23 protein-coding genes and 1 pseudogene are annotated in these 22,225 nt (G+C 67.4%); 11 read left to right on the top strand and 13 right to left on the bottom strand.

What is annotated here, in order from left to right; all coding sequences use genetic code 11:
- The first annotated feature begins 21 nt into the window (after positions 1-21).
- A complete protein-coding gene (locus tag AB4Y92_RS17605; protein ID WP_441820831.1) occupies positions 22-1,182 on the top strand; it encodes an AAA family ATPase in 1,161 nt (386 codons plus the stop codon).
- Positions 1,183-1,832: 650 nt separating this feature from the next.
- On the opposite strand, the gene AB4Y92_RS17600 is transcribed toward AB4Y92_RS17605, so the two are convergent.
- Complete coding sequence (locus AB4Y92_RS17600; RefSeq protein ID WP_441820830.1) at positions 1,833-2,765, bottom strand: LysR family transcriptional regulator; 933 nt, start codon at positions 2,763-2,765, stop codon at positions 1,833-1,835.
- 149 nt (positions 2,766-2,914) lie between these two features.
- Here AB4Y92_RS17600 and AB4Y92_RS17595 point away from each other — a divergent pair, with 149 nt between their 5' ends.
- The 4 genes from AB4Y92_RS17595 to AB4Y92_RS17580 all read left to right on the top strand — a co-directional run bounded on the left by AB4Y92_RS17595 (position 2,915) and on the right by AB4Y92_RS17580 (position 6,217).
- The gene (locus AB4Y92_RS17595) at positions 2,915-3,931 is read left to right on the top strand and encodes a zinc-dependent alcohol dehydrogenase family protein (protein ID WP_441820829.1); all 1,017 of its coding nucleotides are present in this window, start codon (positions 2,915-2,917) and stop codon (positions 3,929-3,931) included.
- A gap of 244 nt (positions 3,932-4,175) precedes the next feature.
- Positions 4,176-4,733: a GNAT family N-acetyltransferase gene (locus AB4Y92_RS17590; protein ID WP_441820828.1), complete on the top strand. Its 558-nt coding sequence runs from the start codon at positions 4,176-4,178 to the stop codon at positions 4,731-4,733.
- Entirely contained in the window at positions 4,730-5,272 is a 543-nt protein-coding gene (locus AB4Y92_RS17585) for a GNAT family N-acetyltransferase (RefSeq protein ID WP_441820827.1), read from the top strand. Before AB4Y92_RS17590 ends, AB4Y92_RS17585 begins: the two co-directional genes overlap by 4 nt.
- Positions 5,273-5,497: 225 nt before the next feature.
- Positions 5,498-6,217 carry a hypothetical protein gene (locus AB4Y92_RS17580; RefSeq protein ID WP_441820826.1) on the top strand — a complete coding sequence of 240 codons (720 nt, stop codon included), beginning with the start codon at positions 5,498-5,500 and terminating at the stop codon, positions 6,215-6,217.
- A 43-nt stretch (positions 6,218-6,260) separates the two neighbouring features.
- Here AB4Y92_RS17580 and AB4Y92_RS17575 read toward each other — a convergent pair whose 3' ends face one another.
- The 4 genes from AB4Y92_RS17575 to AB4Y92_RS17560 form a co-directional block, all read right to left on the bottom strand.
- A complete protein-coding gene (locus AB4Y92_RS17575) occupies positions 6,261-7,316 on the bottom strand; it encodes a DNA methyltransferase (protein ID WP_441820825.1) in 1,056 nt (351 codons plus the stop codon).
- Entirely contained in the window at positions 7,309-8,475 is a 1,167-nt protein-coding gene (locus AB4Y92_RS17570; RefSeq protein ID WP_441820824.1) for a hypothetical protein, read from the bottom strand. The genes AB4Y92_RS17575 and AB4Y92_RS17570 overlap by 8 nt, the downstream gene beginning before the upstream one ends.
- Positions 8,476-8,668: 193 nt before the next feature.
- Entirely contained in the window at positions 8,669-10,093 is a 1,425-nt protein-coding gene (locus tag AB4Y92_RS17565; RefSeq protein WP_441820823.1) for a nicotinate phosphoribosyltransferase, read from the bottom strand.
- A gap of 76 nt (positions 10,094-10,169) precedes the next feature.
- Entirely contained in the window at positions 10,170-11,225 is a 1,056-nt protein-coding gene (locus AB4Y92_RS17560) for a bifunctional nicotinamide-nucleotide adenylyltransferase/Nudix hydroxylase (protein ID WP_441820822.1), read from the bottom strand.
- 208 nt (positions 11,226-11,433) lie between these two features.
- On the opposite strand from AB4Y92_RS17560, the gene AB4Y92_RS17555 reads away from it, so the two are divergent.
- Entirely contained in the window at positions 11,434-12,429 is a 996-nt protein-coding gene (locus tag AB4Y92_RS17555) for a hypothetical protein (RefSeq protein ID WP_441820821.1), read from the top strand.
- 107 nt (positions 12,430-12,536) lie between these two features.
- Here the strand turns inward: AB4Y92_RS17555 and AB4Y92_RS17550 are convergent, their stop codons facing one another.
- Positions 12,537-12,761, bottom strand: a complete 225-nt coding sequence (locus AB4Y92_RS17550; RefSeq protein WP_441820820.1) for an RNA-binding S4 domain-containing protein — start codon at positions 12,759-12,761, stop codon at positions 12,537-12,539.
- 166 nt (positions 12,762-12,927) lie between these two features.
- Here AB4Y92_RS17550 and AB4Y92_RS17545 point away from each other — a divergent pair, with 166 nt between their 5' ends.
- Together AB4Y92_RS17545 and AB4Y92_RS17540 are read left to right on the top strand one after the other, a co-directional pair.
- Entirely contained in the window at positions 12,928-13,920 is a 993-nt protein-coding gene (locus AB4Y92_RS17545) for a zinc-dependent alcohol dehydrogenase family protein (protein WP_441820819.1), read from the top strand.
- Positions 13,921-14,046: 126 nt separating this feature from the next.
- Positions 14,047-14,436: an MAPEG family protein gene (locus AB4Y92_RS17540; RefSeq protein ID WP_441820818.1), complete on the top strand. Its 390-nt coding sequence runs from the start codon at positions 14,047-14,049 to the stop codon at positions 14,434-14,436.
- 2 nt (positions 14,437-14,438) lie between these two features.
- On the opposite strand, the gene AB4Y92_RS17535 is transcribed toward AB4Y92_RS17540, so the two are convergent.
- The gene (locus AB4Y92_RS17535; protein ID WP_441820817.1) at positions 14,439-14,762 is read right to left on the bottom strand and encodes a GIY-YIG nuclease family protein; all 324 of its coding nucleotides are present in this window, start codon (positions 14,760-14,762) and stop codon (positions 14,439-14,441) included.
- 156 nt (positions 14,763-14,918) lie between these two features.
- Here AB4Y92_RS17535 and AB4Y92_RS17530 point away from each other — a divergent pair, with 156 nt between their 5' ends.
- Together AB4Y92_RS17530 and AB4Y92_RS17525 are read left to right on the top strand one after the other, a co-directional pair.
- On the top strand, positions 14,919-15,938 hold the full coding sequence (locus tag AB4Y92_RS17530; RefSeq protein WP_441820816.1) for a fatty acid desaturase: 1,020 nt from the start codon (positions 14,919-14,921) through the stop codon (positions 15,936-15,938).
- Positions 15,939-16,220: 282 nt separating this feature from the next.
- Entirely contained in the window at positions 16,221-16,535 is a 315-nt protein-coding gene (locus AB4Y92_RS17525; protein ID WP_057942115.1) for a metalloregulator ArsR/SmtB family transcription factor, read from the top strand.
- An 18-nt stretch (positions 16,536-16,553) separates the two neighbouring features.
- On the opposite strand, the gene AB4Y92_RS17520 is transcribed toward AB4Y92_RS17525, so the two are convergent.
- From AB4Y92_RS17520 to AB4Y92_RS17505, 4 genes are all read right to left on the bottom strand, one after another.
- Positions 16,554-17,633 carry a hypothetical protein gene (locus AB4Y92_RS17520; protein WP_441820815.1) on the bottom strand — a complete coding sequence of 360 codons (1,080 nt, stop codon included), beginning with the start codon at positions 17,631-17,633 and terminating at the stop codon, positions 16,554-16,556.
- Positions 17,630-18,616 (bottom strand): acyl-CoA desaturase, encoded by a 987-nt coding sequence (locus tag AB4Y92_RS17515; protein ID WP_441820814.1) that lies wholly within the window; start codon positions 18,614-18,616, stop codon positions 17,630-17,632. Before AB4Y92_RS17515 ends, AB4Y92_RS17520 begins: the two co-directional genes overlap by 4 nt.
- Positions 18,617-18,855: 239 nt before the next feature.
- On the bottom strand, positions 18,856-19,341 hold the full coding sequence (locus AB4Y92_RS17510; RefSeq protein ID WP_441820813.1) for a GreA/GreB family elongation factor: 486 nt from the start codon (positions 19,339-19,341) through the stop codon (positions 18,856-18,858).
- A 100-nt stretch (positions 19,342-19,441) separates the two neighbouring features.
- Complete coding sequence (locus AB4Y92_RS17505; protein ID WP_441820812.1) at positions 19,442-20,011, bottom strand: hypothetical protein; 570 nt, start codon at positions 20,009-20,011, stop codon at positions 19,442-19,444.
- A 208-nt stretch (positions 20,012-20,219) separates the two neighbouring features.
- Here AB4Y92_RS17505 and dbpA point away from each other — a divergent pair, with 208 nt between their 5' ends.
- Positions 20,220-21,620 carry an ATP-dependent RNA helicase DbpA gene (dbpA, locus tag AB4Y92_RS17500; protein WP_441820811.1) on the top strand — a complete coding sequence of 467 codons (1,401 nt, stop codon included), beginning with the start codon at positions 20,220-20,222 and terminating at the stop codon, positions 21,618-21,620.
- Between the two features lie 36 nt (positions 21,621-21,656).
- Here dbpA and AB4Y92_RS17495 read toward each other — a convergent pair.
- Positions 21,657-21,743 (bottom strand): annotated as a pseudogene (locus AB4Y92_RS17495) (DUF6053 domain-containing protein); the annotation flags it as partial.
- A 29-nt stretch (positions 21,744-21,772) separates the two neighbouring features.
- Positions 21,773-22,168, bottom strand: coding sequence for a DoxX family protein (locus tag AB4Y92_RS17490; protein ID WP_441820810.1), 396 nt, complete (start codon positions 22,166-22,168; stop codon positions 21,773-21,775).
- Positions 22,169-22,225: the final 57 nt, after the last annotated feature.

Here is a 22,225-nt window from a genome sequence, read left to right as displayed (position 1 = left end):
TTCATTGAAGCGGACCGACTCATGCTGACCACTCTGGCCATCGCCAATTACCGTTCCTTGCGCGAGCTGGTCGTGCCGATGGCGCGGCTCAACCTGGTTACCGGCGCCAACGGCAGCGGCAAGTCCAACCTCTACCGCGCCCTGCGCCTGCTGGCGGAAACCGCGCAGGGTGGGGTGGTGCCGGCGCTGGCGCGCGAGGGCGGGCTGCAATCGACGCTGTGGGCCGGGCCGGAGACGATCAGTGCGCGCATGAAGCGCGGCGAAGTGCCGATCCAGGGCGGGCCGCGCAACGAGCCGGTGGCCTTGCGCCTGGGGTTCGCCGGCGACGAGTACGGTTATGCGATCGATCTGGGCCTGCCGACGCCGAGCCGGTCGATGTTCGGTCACGATCCGCAGATCAAGCGCGAGGCGATCTGGAGCGGACCGTTCCTGCGCAATTCCAATCTGCTGGTGGACCGGCGCGGGGCGATGGCGCGGGTGCGCGACGGCCGCGGCTGGCGCGTCGCGGCCGAGCATCTGAGTTCGTTCGAGAGTCTGTTCGCGCAGCTCGCCGACCCGCGCGCGGCGCCGGAGGTGCTGAGCCTGCGCGAAACCATCCGCGGCTGGCGTTTCTACGATCACTTCCGCAGCGACGCGCAGGCGCCGGCGCGCCAGCCGCAGTTGGGCACGCGCACGCCGGTGTTGAGCCACGACGGCCGCGATCTGGCCGCGGCGTGGCAGACCATCGTCGAGATCGGCGACCCGCGCGCGCTGGCCGCGGCGGTGGACGACGCGTTCCCCGGCGCGCAGGTCGCGGTGGTCGGCGAAGGCGGGCGCTTCGCCCTGGAATTTTCCCAGCACGGCTTGTTGCGGCCGTTGTCGGCGGCGGAATTGTCCGACGGCACTTTGCGTTACCTGCTGTGGATCGCCGCCCTGCATACGCCGCGGCCGCCGCCGCTGATGGTGCTCAACGAACCGGAGACCAGCCTGCATCCGGACCTGTTGCCAGCGCTGGCGCGATTGATCGCGCACGCCTCCAGGCGCAGCCAGGTGTGGGTGGTGTCGCACGCCTCGCGGCTGATTTCGGCGCTGGAAGAGGAGCCGGAGTGCAACAGCGTGCATCTGCACAAGGAGTTCAGTCAGACCGCGATTGTGGGGCAGGGGATGCTGGATGCGCCGGCTTGGTATTGGCCGGAGCGGTGAGTTGGATAACTGCGCCGCGGCGAACTGCGGAGTGCAGTTCCCCCCTTTGAAAAAGGGGGGAGGGGGGATTTGCTGTTGCTCTTAATCGGGCGCATTGAATCGCCGGCCGCGTGAAAAGCAAATCCCCCCTAACCCCCCTTTTTCAAAGGGGGGGAACAGTTGCGTGGGAGTTTGGAGGGCGCTGCGATCGGGTGAGTGGCGTCGCTTGCCTGCGCTACAAGCCGCATCGCATCGAGGCGACCGCGACATGCAGTTCCCCCCTTTGAAAAAGGGGGGCTAGGGGGGATTTGCTGTTGCTCTTAATCGGGCGTGTTGAATCGTCGGCTGCGTGAAAAGCGAATCCCCCCTAGCCCCCCTTTTTCAAAGGGGGGAACGGTTGCGCGGGAGTTTGGGGAGCGCTGCGATCGGGTGAGTGGCGTCGCTTGCCCGCGCTACAAGCCGCATCGCATCGAGTCGACCGCGACATGCAGTTCCCCCCTTTGAAAAAGGGGGGCTAGGGGGGATTTGCTGTTGCTCTTAATCGGGCGTGTTGAATCGTCGGCCGCGTGAAAAGCGAATCCCCCCTAGCCCCCCTTTTTCAAAGGGGGGAACAGTTGCGCGGGAGTTTGGGGAGCGCTGCGATCGGGTGAGTGGCGTCGCTTGCTCGCGGCTCAAGCCGCCTCGCGCAACCGCACCCCATCCAACCCCACCAGCGCCGGAATCCGCTCCACCAGCAGATCGATCGCCGCGCGCGTGCGCAGCGGCAGGTAGTGGGTGTGCGGCCAGATCGCGCTGATGCGGCTGCCGACGACGCGGTCGGCGTGCATGACCATCTGCAATTCGCCGCTGCGCACGTAACGGCTCAGCAGCCAGCACGGCAGCATCGCCAAACCGGCGCCGGCGATGGCGGCGTCGGCGATCGCCTGCAAGTCGTCGAAGCGCAGCCGCGCCTGCACTTCGGGTTCGCGCACTTGGCCGTTGGCGTCGCGCAGGCGCCAGGACACGTTCTGGCCGTGACGGCCGTAAATCACCGCGTCGTGGCCGCGGAAATCGTCCACCTCGCGCGGCAGTCCGCGCCGCGCCAGATATTCGGGCGCGGCGCAGATGCCCAGGTTCTCTTCGGTGAGCCGGCGCGCGGCGAGGGTGGCGCTGTCGGGCAGGCGGCCGATGCGGATGCCCAGGTCATAGCCTTCCTCGACCAGATCGACCACGCGATCGTTGAACGACAGGTCGATGTCGAGCTTGGGATGGCGCCGCGCCAGTTCCAGGATCACCGGCGCCACGCAGTGCCGGCCGAACAATACCGGCGCGCTGATCCGCAGCCGCCCGCTGGGCTCGCGCCGGCTGGTGTCGAGCGCGGCTTCGGCGGCGTCGAGTTCGGCCAGCGCTTTGACGCAGCGTTCGTAATAGGCCTGGCCGTCGTCGGTCAGGCTCTGCCGACGCGTGCTGCGATGGAACAGGCGCGCGCCCAGTTGCTGTTCGAGCCGGGCGATGCGCTTGCCGATCGCCGAACGGGTCACGCCCAGGCGGTCGGCGGCGACGGCGAAGCTGCCGGCTTCGGCGGACTGGACGAAGGCGACGATACCGAGCAGGCGATCGTTCATGGCCATATTGGTTCCTGCGGCGCTACAAAGAGTGGATTGAATATAGCCACTAACGAATCTGCGGCGACGATATCTTAGCGCCACTCGCCCGGGGCGGCACTACCCCTCAACCGCCCGGGCCGTCCTCATCGTTTGTCCAGGAGATTCCCATGAAGGCTTTTCGTATCCGCAGCGGCGCAGGCATCGGCACGCTGGCGTTGTCCGAGTCCCCGTCCGCGGCGCTGGCGCCGGGCCAGGTGCGGGTGAAAGTGCGCGCGGTGTCGTTGAACTTCCGCGATCTGATGATCGCCGACGGCAGCTACCTGGCCGATTCCGAGAACCCGGTGATCCCGGGCTCCGACGCGGTCGGCGAGATCGTCGAAGTCGGCCCGGCGGCCAGCCGCTGGCGCGTCGGCGACCGCGTCGCCACCAGCTTCTTCCCGTTCTGGCACCACGGCGTGGCGACGCCGCACAACACCCGCGACGCGCTCGGCGCGGTCGCCGACGGCGTGCTGGCGGAGGAGATCGTGATCTCGGAAGATTCCGTGTTCGCCGTGCCCGAGCACCTGGACGACGCCCAGGCCGCGACCCTGTCCTGCGCCGGCGTGACCGCCTGGAACGCGCTGTTCGTGGAAGCCAGACTGCAGCCGGGCCAGAGCGTGCTGCTGCTGGGCACCGGCGGCGTGTCGATCTGGGGCCTGCAACTGGCCAAGGCCGCCGGCCTGGAAACCATCATCACCTCCTCCAGCGACGACAAGCTCGAACGCGCCAAGGCCTTGGGCGCCAGCGCGACCATCAACTACCGCACTCACCCGCAGTGGCAGGACGAAGTGCGCAAGCTCAGCGGCGGCCGCGGCGTGGACGCGGTGCTGGAAGTCGGCGGCAAGGGCACCTTGCAGCGCTCGATCGACGCGGCGGCGATGAACGGCACCATCGCCATCATCGGCGGCGTCAGCGGTTTCGCCGGCGAATTCAACCCGATCTCGTTGATCACCGGCGCCAAGCGCCTGTCGGGCATCTTCGTCGGCAGCCGCGGCATGGGCGAGGATCTGTCGCGCTTCGTCGGCGTGAACAAGATCGTGCCGGTGGTGGACCGGGTGTTCGATTTCGAACAAACGCCGGCTGCGTACGAATACCTCAAGAGCGGCGCGCATTTCGGCAAGGTGGTGATCCGGGTCGCGCGCTGAGGGTCGCTGCGGGCGAGCGCGGACGGCCGTCGCGGAAGCGGCGGCCGGTTCGGACGGGGCGCGACGGGCGGCGGCCAACGCCGCGCGCGTCGGCGACCGCCGCGATGGTTTCGGAGGCCGCCGCTCCGACGGCGGCGCCGCGCATCGCGTCATGGCCGCCGTGCGACTTTCCGACCATGTCGCCGACCGCCGAGTCGTGCGATCTTGGCGCGATAGTCTCCGCACCCGCACCGAGCCCGCCGCAATGAACGCCCCCCGCACCGTCGTCACCGATCTGCCCACCCGTATCCGCCGCGCCGAGCCGTCCGATGTCGGCGCCCTCGCGCTGACCGGCGCGGCCACGTTTCTGGAATCCTTCGCCGGCATTCTCGACGGCCGCGACATCGTCGAGCACTGCCGCCTGCAGCACGCGCCGTCGGTGTACGCCGACTGGCTGGCCGACGGCGCGGTCGCCGCGTGGCTGGCCGAAACCGTCTCGCCCCCGGCGCCGGTGGGTTATGCGGTGATCGCGCCGCCCAAGCTGCCCTTGGACGATCTGAGCGAGACCGACTTGGAGCTCAAACGCATCTACCTGCTGTCGCGATTCCACGGCGGCGGCGTCGGCCGCGAGCTGATGAACCACGCCATCGCCGAATCGCGCGCCCGCGGCGCGCGCCGCCTGCTGCTGGGCGTGTACTCGGGCAATACGCGCGCGCTGGCGTTCTATGCGCGCAACGGCTTCGTCAAGGTCGGCGAGCGGCGTTTTCAGGTCGGCGGCAATATCTACGACGACGACGTGCTGGGCCTGGACCTGCACGCGTGAGCGCAGCGGTCGCGCCGCTGCGCGCCGAGCATCTGCACGCCGCGCTGGCGTTCGACGCCAGCTTCCTGGTCGATTCGCGCCTGCGCCTGCACGCAGACGACGGCGCGATCGGTTTCGACATCGTGCCGGTGCCGCCTTACCGCAAGCGCTACGACGATGCCATCGGCGTCGAGGAACTGCGCGAATACCTCGACGGCCAAGACTGCGCGGCGTTCGTCGCGCTCGATGCCGACGTGGTGGTCGGCCGGCTGCTGCTGTCGCGCAGTTGGAACGGTTACGCGTTGATCGACGATATCGCCGTGGATGCCGGCGCGCGTCGCGGCGGCGCCGGCTCGGCCCTGATCGATCGCGCCGTGGCCTGGGCGCGCGAACAGGTCTTGCCCGGGGTGATGCTGGAAACGCAGGACAACAACGTCGCCGCATGCCGTTTCTATCAGCGCAAGGGCTTCGTGCTGGGCGGGTTCGACCGTTTTCACTATGCGCATGATCCGGCGTTGGCGCATGAAACGGCGCTCTTTTGGTATCAGATCATCACCTAGAGTCAGTAAGAAAATATCGGCGAACTGATCGCGCGCGCAATGCATGTGCTTACGTTACGCATGACTTCGCCGTGATCCCTCCACAGCATTCGACAGCACGCTGATAGTGCTAGTGCCTGGTGCGCAAAATCACGATGAATTGACATCGATTTGTGCGCAATCCCGTTAGCTTGAAGGAAGGCGCGATAGCGATCGCGCTGTTCGACCACGGCTAAGGAGGGAGCCATGAGTATTTTGGTCGTCGATCGATGGATGGAATATCGGGGAACCGTCGTCCACAGCATCGATACAGGGGCACGACAGGCATACGCCTATTTGAGTCCGAACATCACCGTCACCGCCGTCGGCGCGCCCGATGCGTACCACCCGGACAATCTGGGCACCGGCCACATCCGCAAGACCCATTGGCCCGACGGCGACTGGCGGCACGCGTTGGTGGCCGATCCGGACCATCCGCGGCGTCCGTTGCAACAAACCGGCGGACGCAACGCCGGCTACTTCGTCTCGATCACCGCCTTGAACGATCCGAGCCGGTCGCGCACCGACCCGACGGCCTATGTCGATGCCGGCCGGATTCCCTATCTGGTGTTGCCGGCGCCGTTCCATGCCATCGACGGCAGCGGCGATCTGGGCGATTTCGTCGTCGCCTATCACCCGGTCACCCGCCGCTTCAGCTACGGGCTGATCGGCGACATCGGCGCCGACCGGCCCCTGGGCGAGATTTCCATGCGCATGGCCAGCGATCTGTCCGGCCAGCGCGCCGAGGCCAAGAGCGGGCAGGGCGTGCCGTTCGGATCGATGTTGTGTCTGGTGTTCCCGAAATCGCGGATGACCCCGGCCTGGCCGATGCCGCCCGCGGCGATCCGCGCGCGTTGCGAGCACTTGCTGAAACGGCTGGGAGGGCAAACGCGGCTGCCGCAACTCGCAGAAGCCTTGGCGGAATGAAGCCGCGGCCGGCGCGCTTGTCGCGCGCCGGCCGTGAGGGTTGTCAGCCGGACGCGTCCAAACACAAATCCAGCCGCACCAACCGGCCGAGCCGGTCGCGGCGCTGCGCGCGCAGATACCAATGCGCGCGCAGACGTTCCAGCGACACCGGCGGCAGCACCGCTTCGCTCCACAGGGTGAGTTCGTAATTGCGCGCGTGCAGCCAGTGCAGCAGCGCATCGAAACGCGCCTGATCGTCGGGCAGCAGCAGATCTGCATCGCCGGGCGGGCGCGGCGCGGTGTCGTCGTCGCGTGACAGCCAGGAGGTGAAGCTGCCGAACACTTCGAAGGCGAAGCCGGCCTCGGCCATCGCCCGCAGCTCGGCGCGGGTGCTGGCGATGCACGGGGTTTCGCGGGTTTTTTGAAAGATCAGCGCGTACTCGTGGCTGCGATTGCTGAGAGTGGCGCCGGCCGGCAGCGCCTGCGCGTCGCGTTGATAGCACAGCAGACGCTCCTCGCGCGCCACGAACAAGCCGCGCAGCACGGCGGCCAGATCCCAGGCCAGCGGCAGCATGCGGTCCTGGATCGTCACGTTCTCGACCATGGCGATGCAGAAACCGTCCTCGGGCAAGGCGCGGCGCACGGCGTGGAAGATGTCGCGCAGGCGGTGCAGGTAGGCGGCGTAGTCGTGTTCCAGATAAAGCTGGCCTTCGGCTTGATCGGCCTCATCGGTTGGCCAGCGGCAGCCGAAGTAGGGCACGTTGGTCAGGCACAGATCGATGGCGCTTGGGATTGCGGTCTGCGGCAGGCTGCCCACCGCGATCGGCGCGTCCACGCCGTGGCGGCGCAGACGTTCGCGCGCGAGTTCGGCGCGGGCGGCGTCGATCTCGATTCCGCAGCCGGCGCGGCCTTCCAGCGCGGCGGCAAGCAAGGTGGTGCCGAAGCCGCAGAACGGATCGAACACGCATTGGCCGGGCTGGCTGAAATGGCGCACGAACGGACGCATCTGCGCGACCCAGCCACAATCGCGGCCGCCGAAGCGGTCGCGTGCGCGCAGGTCGGCCGGCAGATCGTGTTCGGGCGGATCGGGCTGCAACAGCAGCCAGCTGCGGCTATCCATGCGCGCGCTCCGCGTCCGCCGGTGCTGCGGATGAGGATTCCAGCGGCCACAGCACGTCGCGATCGGGTTGCCAACCCGCGCACAGCCGGCCGTCGGCATGGAACACCAGCTTGTAGATGTCGCCGCTGGCATGGCGGCGATGCATGGCGCTGTAGTCGGAGGATTCGAACACCACCTCCAGCCCGCTGGTGTCCTCGCGCAGGCGCAGGTTCCAGAAGTAATAGCCTTCGGTGATCTGCAGCGGCGTCATCCGCGGCCACCACGGCGCGGCCATGCAGTCGCCGAGCACCTGCTCGATCGCCACGCGTTCGCTTTCGACATAGCGGCGCGTGCCGTTGTCGCGGTAACCCTCGCCCAGGCGCGAGAACTCGCGGAAGATCACCGTGCCGGCGCCGCAACGCCGCGCCCAGTCCAGATAGGCGGCGACGCCGTGCGCATCGTCCACGCCGCCGCGTTGCAGGATGCAGACCTGGCGCAGCGGAATTTCCTGCGCGATCGAGCGCGCGACCGTCTCGAACGCCGCATTGCCGGCGATGGGCTCGCCGTCGCGGAAACGCATGATGCGTTGGTTGCGCAGCGCATCGGGATGATGGCGCGACAGTTCGACCCAGGACAGGCCGAAGCGCGTCAGCGCCGCGATCAGTTCCGCGCCGCGGCCGCGGGCGAAGCCGGCGCCGTTGCTGTAGAGCACGCGGTCCCCGGCGACAACGCCGCCCTCTTCGGCCTGTTGCAAGGTGCTCAGCAGGCGCAGGAACCAGTCTTCGTCGTCGCTGGATTCCAGGCCCGACAGCGACCACGACAGCGGCAGGCCGCGCAGCTGCGCCAGCGCTTGGCTCAGCGTCGCGAAATAGTCCGGCCCGGGCCGCAGCGTTTGCGCCATCGTGCCGCGCTCGACCGGCTGCAGAGTTTCCGAGCAGAAGCGGCAGCGCGCCGAACACGGACGCACCGAGGCGTAAGGGGTGAAGGTGATCGGTTGGGCGAAGCGATAGCGCCGGCCGCCGAGGCTGTGCGCATGCCAGCGGGTGGCGTCGTGTTCGACCGGGGCACGGCGCGCCAGTTGCGGCGTGCTGGCGCGCAGGCGTTCGAACAGGGAGGAGGCTGCGCTGAGGGGCAGGGTCGCCGGGTCTGCGGCGGCGAGCCCTTCGATGGGGGCTTGCATGGTGGGGTTCCGGTTTGTTGGTTTGCTGAAGCGGGAGAGCTGAAGCATTCGCGCCTTCGGCGCTCATGCCCTCACCCTAGCCCTCTCCCGCGAGCGGGAGAGGGAAGGATTGCGTCGTTGCTTGATGATCGTGTGTTCTTAGCCCCTCTCCCGTGCAACGGGAGAGGGGTTGGGGTGAGGGCCGCGCGCCAACTCAAAGCCGCGTAGCGTTAGCCAACTCGCGCACCTGCGCGAACGTCCAGTCGTTGACGATCCTGCCGTCCTCCCACACCGTCACCATCGCATCGTCGAAGCCCAGCGGCTTCACCGCTTCTTCCAGCGACGCCGCTTCCGGCGGTACCGGCACGGTCTTGAAGTGGCCGTATTCGCGATGGCGCAGCAGGGTCATGCGGCCGCGCTTGCTCGACTTGCCCTTGTCGGTGATCGGGTCCTTGTAGACGTCGATCCACTCGCCGTTGACCCGCGCCGCGGAGCACTTCAGCGCGAACTTCTGCGTATCGCGATCCAGCCGCTGCAACAGCGCGCCGCCCATGCCGAAGGCGAGGTTGTCGGTGGCGTAGCCGTAACTGGTGATGCGTTCCAGGATTGCGCGGATGCTGGTCGGGTTGATGCCGTCGCCCTGGATCACCCGCACGTGGTTGAGCACCTTGTAGCCCTTGCTGTTGACGGTATGGCCGAAGGCTTCGTCGAGCATGGTCACGCACTGGTGCACGACATCGACCGGATCGCCCGAGTCCGGACGCACCACCAAGGTCGCGCCCGAAGCGATGACCTCATCGCGCAAGGTCTTGCCCCAATGCTCGCGAATCGCATGGAAGATGTCGTAGCTGTCGGACACCACCGCGACGATGGCGCCGGGCTTGCCGAACTGGGTCAGCATGTTGCGGTACGCGTCCACCTCGTGTTCGCGTCCCCAACTGGTGATGGTGCTGTGCTCGGCGGCGGGAATGGAGAAGCCGGCCATCGGCTCGTGATAGTAGCGGCGCGCCAGCAACAGGCCCGACACCGTGTCGGTGCCGAGGAAATTCACCAGATGCGCGGCGCCGCCGAACGCCGCCGATTCGGTGCTGGATACGCCGCGCGCGCCGAAGTCGTGCAGCTTGAACGGCAACTGGCCTTCGGGATCGTCGCTGGTGCGTTCCAGGAACTGGCGGATGGTCTGCTTGGCATGCCAGCTGATCGTCGCCACCGTCACCGGGTACCACAGGCGCAGCAGCAGCGTTTCCAGATAGGACGGGACCCAGTAGGCGTTCGGGTCGGTGGATTCGATCGTCACCAGGGCCTGATGCGTCGGCACCACCGTGCCTTCGGGCACGGCGCGGATCCGGATCGGCATCAGCCCGCCGTGATGATCGACGATGTAGCGCCAGCCGGCCTCGTTGAACGGCTCGCCGTGCGCGGCGAACAGGTCGCGCGCCTCAATGATGTCGGCATGGGTGACCGGCTTGGCCAGATACTCTTTCAAGATGGCCTGCAGGCCGAAGAACACGGTGCGATCGTGCACGCCGCCGCGCGATTCGACGTAGAAGAACGTCGCATCGGTGCCGGGCGGGTATTGCAGCCAGTGGCTGGCCTTGTAGCTGTCGGTGTTGAGCAGCAGGTTGTCGAGGCATTGCATGACGGAAGCTCCTTCGCGTCTGGGAGTAGCCGGCGGTCTGTCCACCGGCGCGTGTGGCCGGGCGGTCCCTGTGGACTTAACCGCGGCCGAGAAAGAATTCGAGGATGTGCAGGTGGTCTTCGAACAATTGCGGGCTCATCTCCAGCGCTTCGCTGACCGCAATCCAGCGCGCCTTGTCGGCGTCGTCGCCGCCGCGCACGGCGGGCAGTTCGCCGGCCGGGAATTCGAAGTGGAAGGCGTGGGTGATGGTGCGGCCGCGCGCGCTGCGTTCGGGATGATCGAACACGTGCTCGCCCTTGATCGAACCCTTGAGCACCGGCAGCGGCAGTTTGAGCCGGGTTTCCTCGCGCAGTTCGCGCAGGCAGGCGTCGAGCACGGTCTCGTCCTGGCCGACGAAACCGCCCGGCAACGCCCACAGGCCCTTGCCCGGTTCGGCGCGGCGTCGCACCAGCAGCACGTGGCCGGAATGCACGATCACCGCATCGGTGGTGACGAAGGTCGGCGCATACGGCGCATCGGCCCAGGCGGCGCGGTATTGCTCGATGAACCGGTACTCGGCGACCAGCTGAGTGAACGCCGGAGAGCTTTTGCGGAAAGCTTCGAGCATGTCGAACACCGGGCCGGGCACGTTGGCGCGGATCAGCATCAGGCCGCCGTGGCTGTCGATCTGGTTGGCTTCGAACAGATAACGGCGCAGCTCGGTCGCCGACAGCGTGGCGGTGTGGCTGACATCGACCAGCGGCCACTGCGGGAATTCGCGCAGGTAGTAGCTGGAGGCGTCCTTGTCCATGCCGATCAGGCCGATGCGCGCCTCGGCATCGCCGCCGTCGGCGCGTACCGCCTCGGCGACGGTGCGCTGCACGTTGGCGATCCACAGGCTTTCGTTATAGAGGTGATCGCGTAGCGGCCGCACGATCAGCCGGCCGTCGGCGTCGTTGAGCGCGGCCTGGATCATCACCGCGCGCTCGGCGACGGTGAAGGGGTTCTTGATGGTGCGGGGCGTGTCGGCGGAACCGACCAGGAAGATGACTTTGGCGGCCTTGCCCAACGCGTGGCGGGCGACGGCGGCGTGACCGTTGTGGAAAGGCTCGAAACGGCCGATGAAAACCAGGTAATCGTATTGGTGTGCCATGAGAATCCCTCACGGAGTTGATGTCGCCATCGGTCTGTCCGTTGGCGTATGGGAAATGCTACGCCGATGGTTTGGGTCGTCAAGTGCTGGTTGGGAGGAACGAGTTCAGAGGAGTGAGGAGTGAGTGGAGCGAGCCTGCCTTTACTCACTCCTCACTCCCCTGAACTCGTTCCTGCGCATACTGTTTCCGACACAGGGGAGGATGTAGATGGCGATGATCGTTCCGGAGTTCTGGGCGGAGGGGCGGGTCAGCGAGCAGTTCGGGCGGGGGCATGTCTCCGGGCGGTATTCGCTTACGGTGCGTCGCTTCGGTTGGTCCGATTCCAGCCTCGCCGAGGCGCAGGCAATGGCCGACGCGCGCGCCCGCGCCGCGTTCGACCGCATCCTCGCCGGCGAATCGCTGGCCAAGCGCGAACCGCGGGTGCCTTACGACGCCGAAGGCCTGCCGATTCGCGAGCCCATCGTCGAGCGCGACGGCGAGGTGGTCATCACCCGCAACAGTTACGGCGCGCGCTGCTTGAACTCGCCGAACGTATTGTTCGCCGACATCGATTTCGCGCCGCCGCCGTCAGGTTGGCGCGCCGCTTACTTCTGGATATCGCTCGCGGTCGGCGCGGCGACCGGGTTCTGGATCAAGCCGTGGATCGGCGTGCTGTCGCTGCTCGCACTGCTGTGGCTGTTCGCGTTGATCGCCCGCGCCGTCGCGGCGCGGCGCTATCGCAGCGAAGGCGGCGGCCTGGAAGCGCGCGCGATGGCGCCGGTGCGGGCCTTCGTCGCGGCGAATCCTCACTGGCATCTGCGGGTCTATCGCACGCCCAACGGTTTTCGCCTGTTGGCCATGCATCGCGTATTCGATCCGTTGGATCCGAGCGTGCCGGATTTCTTCAAGGCCATCGGCGCCGATTCGTACTACGCCTTGCTCTGCCAGCGCCAGCATTGCTTCCGCGCGCGGGTCAGCCCGAAACCCTGGCGCATCGGCATCCGCGAACGCATGCCGCCGCGCACCGGCGTATGGCCGATCGCGCCCGAACGCATGCCCGAGCGCGAGCGCTGGGTTGCCGAGTACGAGCGCAAGTCCGATGCCTATGCCTCATGCCGCTTCGTTGAAGCGCTGGGCAGTCGCGATTACGTGTCGGAAACGCAAGGGGTGCAGCGGATGCACGATGCGATGTGCCGGGCCGATCGCAACCTGCCGTTGGCGTAAAGCTATCGCCGTTCTCAGCGCGGAGCGCCTGCGGCCTGACCGATCTTGTCCAGTCGTGAGCGAATCGCCCGAAGAACGGCGGCGCAGCGATGGCCGCGCGAATCGGCTCAGCCGGCGACGACCTGAATCGTCGTGCCTTCGCACTCCACCGTCTGCCCCGCGCGGATCTTGCAGGTCTTGCGCAGCTCGACCTGGCCGTCCACCCGCACCACGCCGCTGGCGACCATGGCCTTGCCGGCGCCGCCGCTGTCGCACAGCCCGACCAGCTTGAGCAGTTGGTTGAGTTCGACGTGGTCGTGGCTGGGGTCGAGTTCGAAACGGATCGGTTGCATGAGGCCGGCGGCTGATAAGGCAGGGCAGGGTCGCAGCGCTGAGACTTGGACGCAAGACGTTTGCACTGGCGCGGGCGTACTCTCGGGTATGTGCGCGGGGCGGACGGGTCGGTCGCGATCGGTCCGCCCCGCCGATTCGACTCCACTACCCCAGATGAGGACGGCGATGAAGAAGGCCCAGTACGAGCAGCGCGGTCCGGTGCCGCAGGACGTGATCCAGGCGGTGGAGTTCCAGACGCCGCCCCTGGCCGCCGGGCAGGTGCTGATCGAGGTGCTGGCTTCGCCGATCAATCCCTCCGACGTGCTGACCCTGACCGGTGATTACGGCCTGCTGCCGCCGCTGCCCGCGGTCGGCGGCAACGAGGGCGTGGGCCGGATCGCCGAGGTCGGGCCGGAGGTGACCAATCTGAAACCCGGCCAGACCGTGCTGCTGCCGATCCAGGGCGGCACCTGGGCCACGCACATGGTCGCGCCGGCCAAGCATCTGATCGCGCTGCCCGACGGCGCCGATCCCAAGCAACTGGCGATGATCACGATCAATCCGCCGACCGCGCTGCTGATGCTCAGCGACATCGTCGAGCTGCAGCCGGGCGACTGGGTGATCCAGAACGCGGCCAATTCGGCGGTCGGCACCTATCTGATCCAGCTGGCCAAGCTGCGCGGGCTGCGCACGATCAACGTGGTGCGGCGCGAGTCGGCGGTGGAGGCGGTGCGCGCGGCCGGCGCGGACGTGGTCCTGGTCGATGGCGAGGACCTGGGCAAGCGCGCGCGCGAAGCGGCGGAGAAGGCGCCGATCAAGCTCGGCATCGACGCGGTCGGCGGGCTGGCGACCCAGCACATCGCGCAATCGCTGGCCGAGGGCGGGGTGGTGGTCAACTACGGCGCGATGAGCGGCGAGGCCTGTCAGATTTCGCCGGCCTCGTTCGTGTTCCGCGATGTCAGCCTGCGCGGGTTCTGGCTGTCGCGCTGGTTCCAGACCGCGACCCCGGCGCGGCGCGCGGAAGTGTTCGGCGAGATCACCAAGCTGATCGCCACCGGCAAGCTGCAGGCGCGGGTGCAGGCGACCTACGGCCTGGATCAGATCAAGGAGGCGGTGATCGCCGCCGCGGCCGGCGAACGCGACGGCAAGATCCTGGTCCTGCCGAACGGGCCGGTGTGAGGGCAAAGCTTTGCGGGAGGGGCTTCAGCCCCGATGCGCTTCGCACAGGTCGCATCGCGAAGCGGTGTGAGCCGATCGCAAAGCATCGACATTGAAAGCCATCGCAAGGGGAGGATCGCCAGGCCCATGAACACCGAACTGCAGATGCTGGCCTGGTCGATCGCCCTGGGCATCGTCCAACTGCTGATCGCCGCCGCCTTCATGACCGCCCAGCGCGGCGTGCACTGGAACGCCGGCGCCCGCGACGGCACGCCCGAACCCTTGACCGGCGTGGCCGCGCGCCTGGACCGGGCCTGGCGCAACTTCATGGAAACCTTCCCGTTCTTCGCCGCGGTGGTGTTGGCGGTGAGCCTGAGCGGTCGCGGCAACGACGCCACCGCGCTCGGCGCGCAGGTGTATTTCTGGGCGCGGCTGGCCTATGTGCCGGTGTACGCCGCGGGAATTCCCTATTTGCGCACCGCAATCTGGGCCGCGGCGCTGTGGGGTGTGCTGCAGATGTTGTGGGCGTTGCTTTAGGTTCACACGGACGCGGTGTCCGCCTGAACCGGTTCGCCCGGCGCGTCCGCGCTCGCCCCGGCGGCCGCCGCGGCGACGGCCGCGCCGGCGCACAAGGCCCGTTTGGCCGGCGCCGTCAGTTGTTTGATCGCATACTCGGCGCGCAGGGCCGAAGACCGGTCGGGGTGGGGGAATCGGGCAAGAAGCTGTGCTGGCGGGTGTGAGCGCGTGTAACGCGCGCCCTTGCCGGCGACGTGTTCGGCGTAACGGCGCTCCACATCGACGGCAATGCCGGTGTAGAGACTGCCGTCGCGGCATTCGATGACATAGACGAACCAGGGCGACATGGCACTAGCCTAGCGGCTGAACGCCTCAGGCGCAGCGTGGTCCAAGCAGTGGCGGTTATCGCGAATCCCGCCGTTCATCACAACCATACGCACACGAACGTCATTGCCTAGTCTTGTCGGGCTCACCACAATGAGCCTCCTTCCAGGAGTTGCCGCTTGAACGCCGACGCCGAATCGCAAACCTCCGTTGCCAACCTGCGTCAGCTTTGCGCGCGTTTCGCCAAGCCTCAACTCGGACGGGCCGTCTGGCAGCTCATCAACACGCTGGTTCCATTCGCGGCGATGTGGGCGCTGATGGCCTGGAGCGTGATCGGCCACTGGGGCTACGGCTGGACCTTGCTGATGGCGCTGCCGACCGCCGGCCTGTACGTGCGCACCTTCATCATCCAGCACGACTGCGGGCACGGCTCGTTCTTCGCCAGCAGCCGCGCCAACGACATGGTCGGGCGCTGCCTGGGCCTGGTGACCTTGTTCCCGTACGGCTACTGGAAGAAGACCCACGCCATTCACCACGGCACCTCGGGCAACCTCGACCGCCGCGAGATGGGCGACATCGAGACCCTGACCGTCGCCGAATACCGCGCGCGCTCCTGGCTCGGCCGCCTGAGCTATCGCCTGTACCGCAGCATCCCGGTGCTGCTGGGCGTCGGCCCGGTGTACCAGTTCGTGATCAAGCATCGCTTCCCGTTCGACCTTCCCTTCACCTGGAAGCGCGAGTGGGCGAGCGTGCTGTTCAACAACCTGGCGCTGGCGCTGACCATCCTGGCGATGGGCTTCGCGATCGGCTGGCATACGGTGTTCATGGTGCATCTGCCGATCGTGCTGTTCGCCGGCGCCGCCGGCGTGTGGCTGTTCTACGTGCAGCACACCTTCGAAGACGCCTACTGGACCCGCAAGGGCGAGTGGGACTCGCACGAGGCGGCGATCGCCGGCAGCTCCTACTACGACCTGCCGGGCATCGTGCATTGGTTCACCGGCAACATCGGCTACCACCACATCCACCATCTGGCCAGCCGCATTCCCAACTACCGTCTGCGCGAGGCTTTCGAGTCCAGCCCGCTGCTGCAGGCCGCGCCGCGGCTGACCATGTGGTCCAGCCTTAAGTGCGCGCGCATGAAGCTGTGGGATGAGGAGTTGCAGCGGATGGTGGGCTTTCCGAAGCGCGCCCGCGCCTGATCCCCGATTTCCCCTCTCCCGCTGGCGGGTGAGCGGACGCGGCTTGCGAGCCATCGGCTCGCGTGTCCGCGAACGCCCAAACGCTATGCGTTTGGGCCGGGAGGGCGAGGTACTCCGAGCCATTGACGGCTTTGCAGTCGCCTGAATGTCGCCGGCTCGCCACCCTAATTACGTCCGGCCGTCACCCGCCCCTTACGACAATTAGCATTTTAGTTAAATAAGCATCACTATACCCGCACCCGCGCCGATCCCCGGCGCCCAGCCCGACCGCGGCGGTGCCCCATGATGCAGGACAAGATCTTCGAAGCCCTGGCTTCCTCGCCGCGACGGCAGATCCTGGCCTTCCTGTCCGAACGCGAACTCAGCGCAGGCGACATCGCCGCGCGCTTCGAGATGAGCGCGCCGGCGATCTCGCGCCATCTGTCGGTGCTGGTCAACGCCGGCCTGATCAGCAGCGAGCGCCGCGGCCAGTTCGTGGTCTACAAGCTGGTGCCGGACAATCTGGTCAACACCCTGAGCCAGTTCGCCTTCGAAATCTGCCCGGTCGGCGGCCCGCTCAAGCGCGAAAGCCGGCGCGCCAAGAAGGCGGCCGGCTGATTCGCTCGCCGCGCACGCTCAGCCGGCCGATGCCGGCGCCTCGGCGCGGTGGCGATAGAACTCCAGGATCACCTCGCTGAAATTGCCGATCAGCCCATCCGCCAGCGGCACCGTGTACCAGTTGAAGCCGGTGCTGACCCGGTAGTCCATGCGGATGCTCAACTCGGTGGCGTCGCCGCGCGGCGTCAGCGTGTAGCGCGTGTCGAGCAGGTCGAAGTAGTCGCCGCCGATGCGGACATGATCGTCGAGCGCGCCGGCCGGCACCGAATCTTCTTCGAACTGGTATTGCCAGTGCACGTAGCGCTGCGGGCGCCAGTCGGCCGACATCTGCCGGAAGTGGATGCCCTTGCCCATGCGCACCTCGCGGACCAGGCCGGTCGGAGTTTGATGGGTGAGGCCGGCCAGTGGGGTGGGCACGCCGATGCGGTACATCCAGGCGCGGTCGACTTCGTCCGCGCGGATGTGGTCGGCGTCCAGCAGCACCTTCCACACCGCCGTGGGCGGCGCCTGGATCAGCACCTTGCGTTCCACGTGCTCGAAGCGCCGCGGCTCGTCCTGGCCGACGCCGAGCAGGGCCAGCACGATGGGCAGGGCGACGAAGCTGTAGACCGTCGGCGTCTTCGACCAGCCGGCGGCGCGGCAGATCACGCCCATGACGATGCCGCCGACCGCGCTCATCACCGCGAACACCGGCGCGATCAGCAGCACGCAGATCGCGCCTTCCAGCATCACCATCATGCTGCCGAGCAGGCACAGGCAGACGCTGAGCATCGGCATGAAGAAGTGGTACGCGGTGCTGCGCGGCCTGATCCGTTCGGCCAGATAGACCGTGACCGCGCCGATCGCGAACGGCGCGAGCAAGATGAAGATCCACAGCATGGTCGCGAACGTAGTGCCGGGATTGCCGTTGAAGGCCAGGCGCAACCCCAGGCCGATCACGGCGCCGCCGATGACCGGCACGGCGCCGATCAGGGCCGCGCGCAGCACGCTGGTGCGTGGCGGAGGCGGCGGCGGCGACTGTTGCGGTGCGACGGATCGCGGCTGCGCCGAAGGCGGCAGCGGCGGCGGAAGCGAGGGATCGGACGGCGTCTGGCTCATGGGGCGGCACGCGTGAGTAGCGGAAGAGAAGCGGCCGCGCGCGCGGGCGGCGCTTGCGGGTCGAGCCGATGCAGTTCCTCGCGCGGCGGCAGATCTTCCGGCAAGCGCAGATCGCGTACCAGCCCGACCCGCTCGCAAGCGCGCAAAAACCACCAGCCCGGATCCCATTCGCCCGCATACAGGCCGAGCCTGGACGAACCGGGAAACGCATGATGATTGTTATGCCAGCACTCGCCCATGGTCAGCAGCGACATGAAGCGCACGTTGCGGCCCTGCACCGCGGCGCCGCGCACCTCGTGATGCATGCCGCCGTGATTGTGGGCGAAATAGCCGACCAACCAATGCCCGAACACGCCCGCGGTCACCCGTGCGCACACGCCCCAGAACACCCAGCCCCAGCCGCCGATGGCGAAGAACGCCAGCGCCCACGGCAGGTGCTGCAGCATCCAGGTGCGTTGCAGGAAGCGATAGAAACGGTCGTCGGCGATGCGCGCTTCGATGCGGATCTGCGGCGGATCGAGCAGATGCAGCCGGCAGTGCAACTGCCACCATGCGTCGATCGCGAAGGGCTGGCGATGGCTGAGGTAGTCGTGGCAGGCGGGCAGGCGCTGGGCGTAGTCGCGCAGATCGTGAGTACGCACCAGCCCGATCGGCCCGGCCAGACCGACCTGCACGCCGCAATACACCAGCAGGTATTCCAGCCACTTCGGGCAGGCGAAACTGTCGTGGATCAGCTTGCGGTGCATGCCGACCGAATGGCCGAGCAGCAGCACCAATGCTGTGGACACCACGAACAGCGCGAACGCCGCCCAGGTGAAGGTCAGCGCGCCGCCGACGATCGCGCCGAGCGCCATGCCGCTCAACCACAGCGAGCGCACCGGTTCCCAGGCGACAAGGCCGTGGCTGACGCTGCGCACCGACGCCGCCTGATCGGCCAGCGACTGGACGCGATGCGACTTCAGGCTTTCGGGTAATGCGTTCATGACCTCTCCCTGGTGACGGCCCGCGAGCGGCGTGTCGCCGCCGACCTGCATATTTTCAGCAATTAACTAATTTGCTAAATGATTCGGCCGATGGCGCCCGCGCGTCAAGCCTGGGCCGACGAGCGGTCGGCATCGAGGCATGGCGCGGATTCGTCGGGATGCAGTTTGCGATGCGGGCGCGGCTCAGCGCGCCGGCCGCTTGCGCGCGCGGCCCACGGACCAGCGGCGACGCCGCGCGATCAGCCGTACTCGATCGCCAGCACTTCCACATTCAAATCGCCGGCCGGCCGTTTCCACAGCGCGTTGTCGCCCACGCGCGCGCCGTGCAGCGCGCGCGCCAGCGGCGAGACCCAGCTGATCAGGCCATGCTCGGGATCGGCTTCGTCCTCGCCGACCACGCGATAGCGATACTCCTGGCCGTCGTCATCGACCAGCTCGACCCGCGCGCCGAAGGCGACACGGTCGGCCGGCTGGCGCTCGGGGGCGATGGTGATCGCGCCGAGGATGCGCGCCTGCAACCAGCGCATCTCGCGTTCGATATGCGCGCGTTCGAGTCTGGCGTCGGCGTCCAGCGCAGCGGCGCGGCGGGCCGCGTCGTCCAGGCGCGAACGCAGCAAGGCCATGCCGCGCGGCGTCACGTAGTTGGGGTGCTCGCTGATCGGCAACTCCGGCAGATCGCCGGCGTTCTCGTCGCCGTCGCCTTCCTTGACGAAAGCGCGGCTCACGGATGGGCAGTGTGATCGGGCATCCGACCAATGTAGGACAAACCGCGTTGCCGGCGAGTGAGCGCAGCGGCGCCGACACTGTGCGCAACTTGGCCGCAACTCATTCGACGAAGTCGTACAGCCGGTAGATCCACGACAACTGATACAGCAGGCTGGCGACGACGAAGCCCTTGTGGAAGCGCTCCGAGCGGGTGCGCATGGCGATCAGGCACAGCGCCACGTAGGCCAGATTGCGCAGCGGATATTCCAGGCCGAAGGCTTCGAAATAGCGCTTGCCTTTGATCAGCGTATCGCCGAAGTCGATCACATAGGACAGGGCCATGATCCCGAAGAACCAGCCGCGCCGCGACAGGAAGTAATCGCGCCAGCCCTCGTAGTCGCCGATGTCGTCCGGGAACAGCAAGGTGCACAGCAGGAACAGCACCACCACGTATAGGATCAAAAAGGCGAAGGCGACGAAGCTCCATTGGCTCAAATGCACCAGGCGGAACTCCCACCACCAGAAGTGCGCGAGCAAGGTGAACATCGACAGCGCCCAGCCGATATGCACCCAGTACACGCGCTCGCGGCCGGGGTGCTGGACGAAGCGGGCCAGGCCCTTGAGCAAGGTGGTGATGGCCAAGCCCAGCACGATGCCGAGCAGGACGCGGATATGCAGGAACTGCTCCATGACGGTCTCCCTGCGGATGCGGTGAGGCGGCTGGCCGACGGTACCGCGACAGCATAGGGCGAGTGCGGGACGCGATGCTCGCGGGCGATGACTTTGGTGGGGGATCGAGGCGGCGCGAGTGGCCGGCGAGGGCCGGATCGGCTTGGGAATGGACCGCGCAGGCCGGGGCTTGCCGTGTGCCCGTGCCCCGAAGCTGCGATCATGGCGCATGAATCCGCCCACGCCCCCGGCCGACACCGCCGCTTTCGACACCCTTTCCCTGAGTCCCGCCCTGCTGCAGGGCGTGGCCGCGCTCGGCTACACCGTCATGACCCCGGTGCAGGCGCGCGCGCTGCCGGCGATCCTGGACGGCCGCGACCTGATCGCGCAGGCGCCGACCGGCAGCGGCAAGACCGCCGCCTTCGGCCTGGGCCTGCTGCAGGCGCTGGACCCGGCCGCGATCCGCACCCAGGCCCTGGTGCTGTGCCCGACCCGCGAGCTGGCCGATCAGGTCGGCAACCAGCTGCGCAAGCTGGCCTTCGCAATCCCGAATCTGAAAGTCTCCGTGCTGTGCGGCGGCATGGCCCTGGGGCCGCAGCTGGCGTCGCTGGAACACGCGCCGCACGTGGTGGTCGGCACGCCCGGCCGCCTGCAGGAATTGCTGCGCAAGAAAGCGCTGAAGCTCGACGGCGTGCGCACGCTGGTGTTCGACGAAGCCGACCGCATGCTCGACATGGGCTTCGAAGAACCCATGCGCGAGATCGTCGCCAAGACGCCGAAGAACCGCCAGAGCCTGTTGTTCTCGGCGACCTTCCCCGACGCGATCCGCGAACTGGCCCGCGCCGCGATGCGCGAACCGGTCGAGGTCACGGTCGAAGGCCAGAGCAGCGCGCCGCGGATCGAACAATACTTCTACGAAGTCGATCCGGCCAAGAAGACCCCGCTGCTGGGCGCGTTGTTGCTCGAATACCGGCCCGATTCGTGCGTGGTGTTCTGCAACATGCGCAAGGACACCGAGGAAGTGGTCGGCTCGCTCAGCCACTACGGCTTCACCGCGCTGGCTCTGCACGGCGAAATGGAACAGCGCGATCGCGACGAAGTGCTGGTGCGTTTCTCCAATCGCAGCTGCAACGTGCTGGTCGCCAGCGACGTGGCCGCGCGCGGGCTCGACGTGGAAGACCTCGGCGCGGTGGTCAACTACGACTTGCCGACCGACCCGGACGTCTACGTGCACCGCATCGGCCGCACCGGCCGCGCCGGACGCGGCGGCGTCGCGCTGAGCCTGTGCGGCCCGCGCGAAACCGGCCGCGCCCAGCAGATCGAACAAATGCAGGGCGCGCCCTTGCAATGGCGCCGCGCCGAACCGTTGAGCGGAAAAGCCAAGAACGCCCCGGCCGCGCCGATGGCGACCTTGCGCATCGACGCGGGCAAGACCGACAAGCTGCGTCCCGGCGACATCCTCGGCGCGTTGACCGGCGACGCCGGCTTGAAGGCCGATGCAGTCGGCAAGATCAACGTCTACGCCACGCGTTCCTACGTCGCCGTCGCGACTTCCCAGGCCGCGGCCGCGCTGGCGCGTTTGCGCGAGGGCAAGATCAAGGGACGCAAGTTCCGGGTCAATCGGATTTGAGTCCGAGCGAAGGGCTGCGAAGTCTTTTGTGGGAGGGGCTTCAGCCCCGATGCTCTTGGCTCGGATCGCGGTGAAATTTATCTGGATCTGAGCGAAAAGCCTCGGGGCTGAAGCCCCTCCCACAAAATCCAGCGGAAGTTCCGCATCGGTTGTTATTTGTCGTTGAGGCTGTACCGCCCAGGCCCCAGCAACGCGATGGCCACCGCGGTGCCCAGGAACATCGCCTGCAGCTCGATCGCCCAGCCGCCTTCCTTGTTGAGCTCGCCCAACTGGCCCAGATGCACCAGCGCCAGCGCCACCAGCATGTTGCCGGCGATCAGCACCGCGCCGACGCGCGCATGCCAGCCCAGAATCAGCAGCAGCGGCGCCAGCACTTCGCCGATCAGCACGCCGTAGCCGAGAAAGCCCGGCAGCCCGTGCGCCTGCACCAGGCCGACGATGGCCTCGGTGCCGCCGCGCAACTTGGACACGCCGTGAAGCAGGATCAGCGCGCCCAAGGTCAGCCGCAGCAGCAGCTTGCCCAGGTCCTGGTATCGGTCGGCGTTCATGGCGATTCCTGCGAAAGCGGCGAGGCCTGCAGGATAAATCTTCGCCGCGAACACGCC

Source organism: Lysobacter sp. TAB13 (genome assembly GCF_052113885.1).
Taxonomy (GTDB): domain Bacteria; phylum Pseudomonadota; class Gammaproteobacteria; order Xanthomonadales; family Xanthomonadaceae; genus Lysobacter; species Lysobacter gummosus.
The sequence above is the reverse complement of the archived record's forward strand: the minus strand, read 5'-3'. Positions and strand labels throughout refer to the sequence as shown.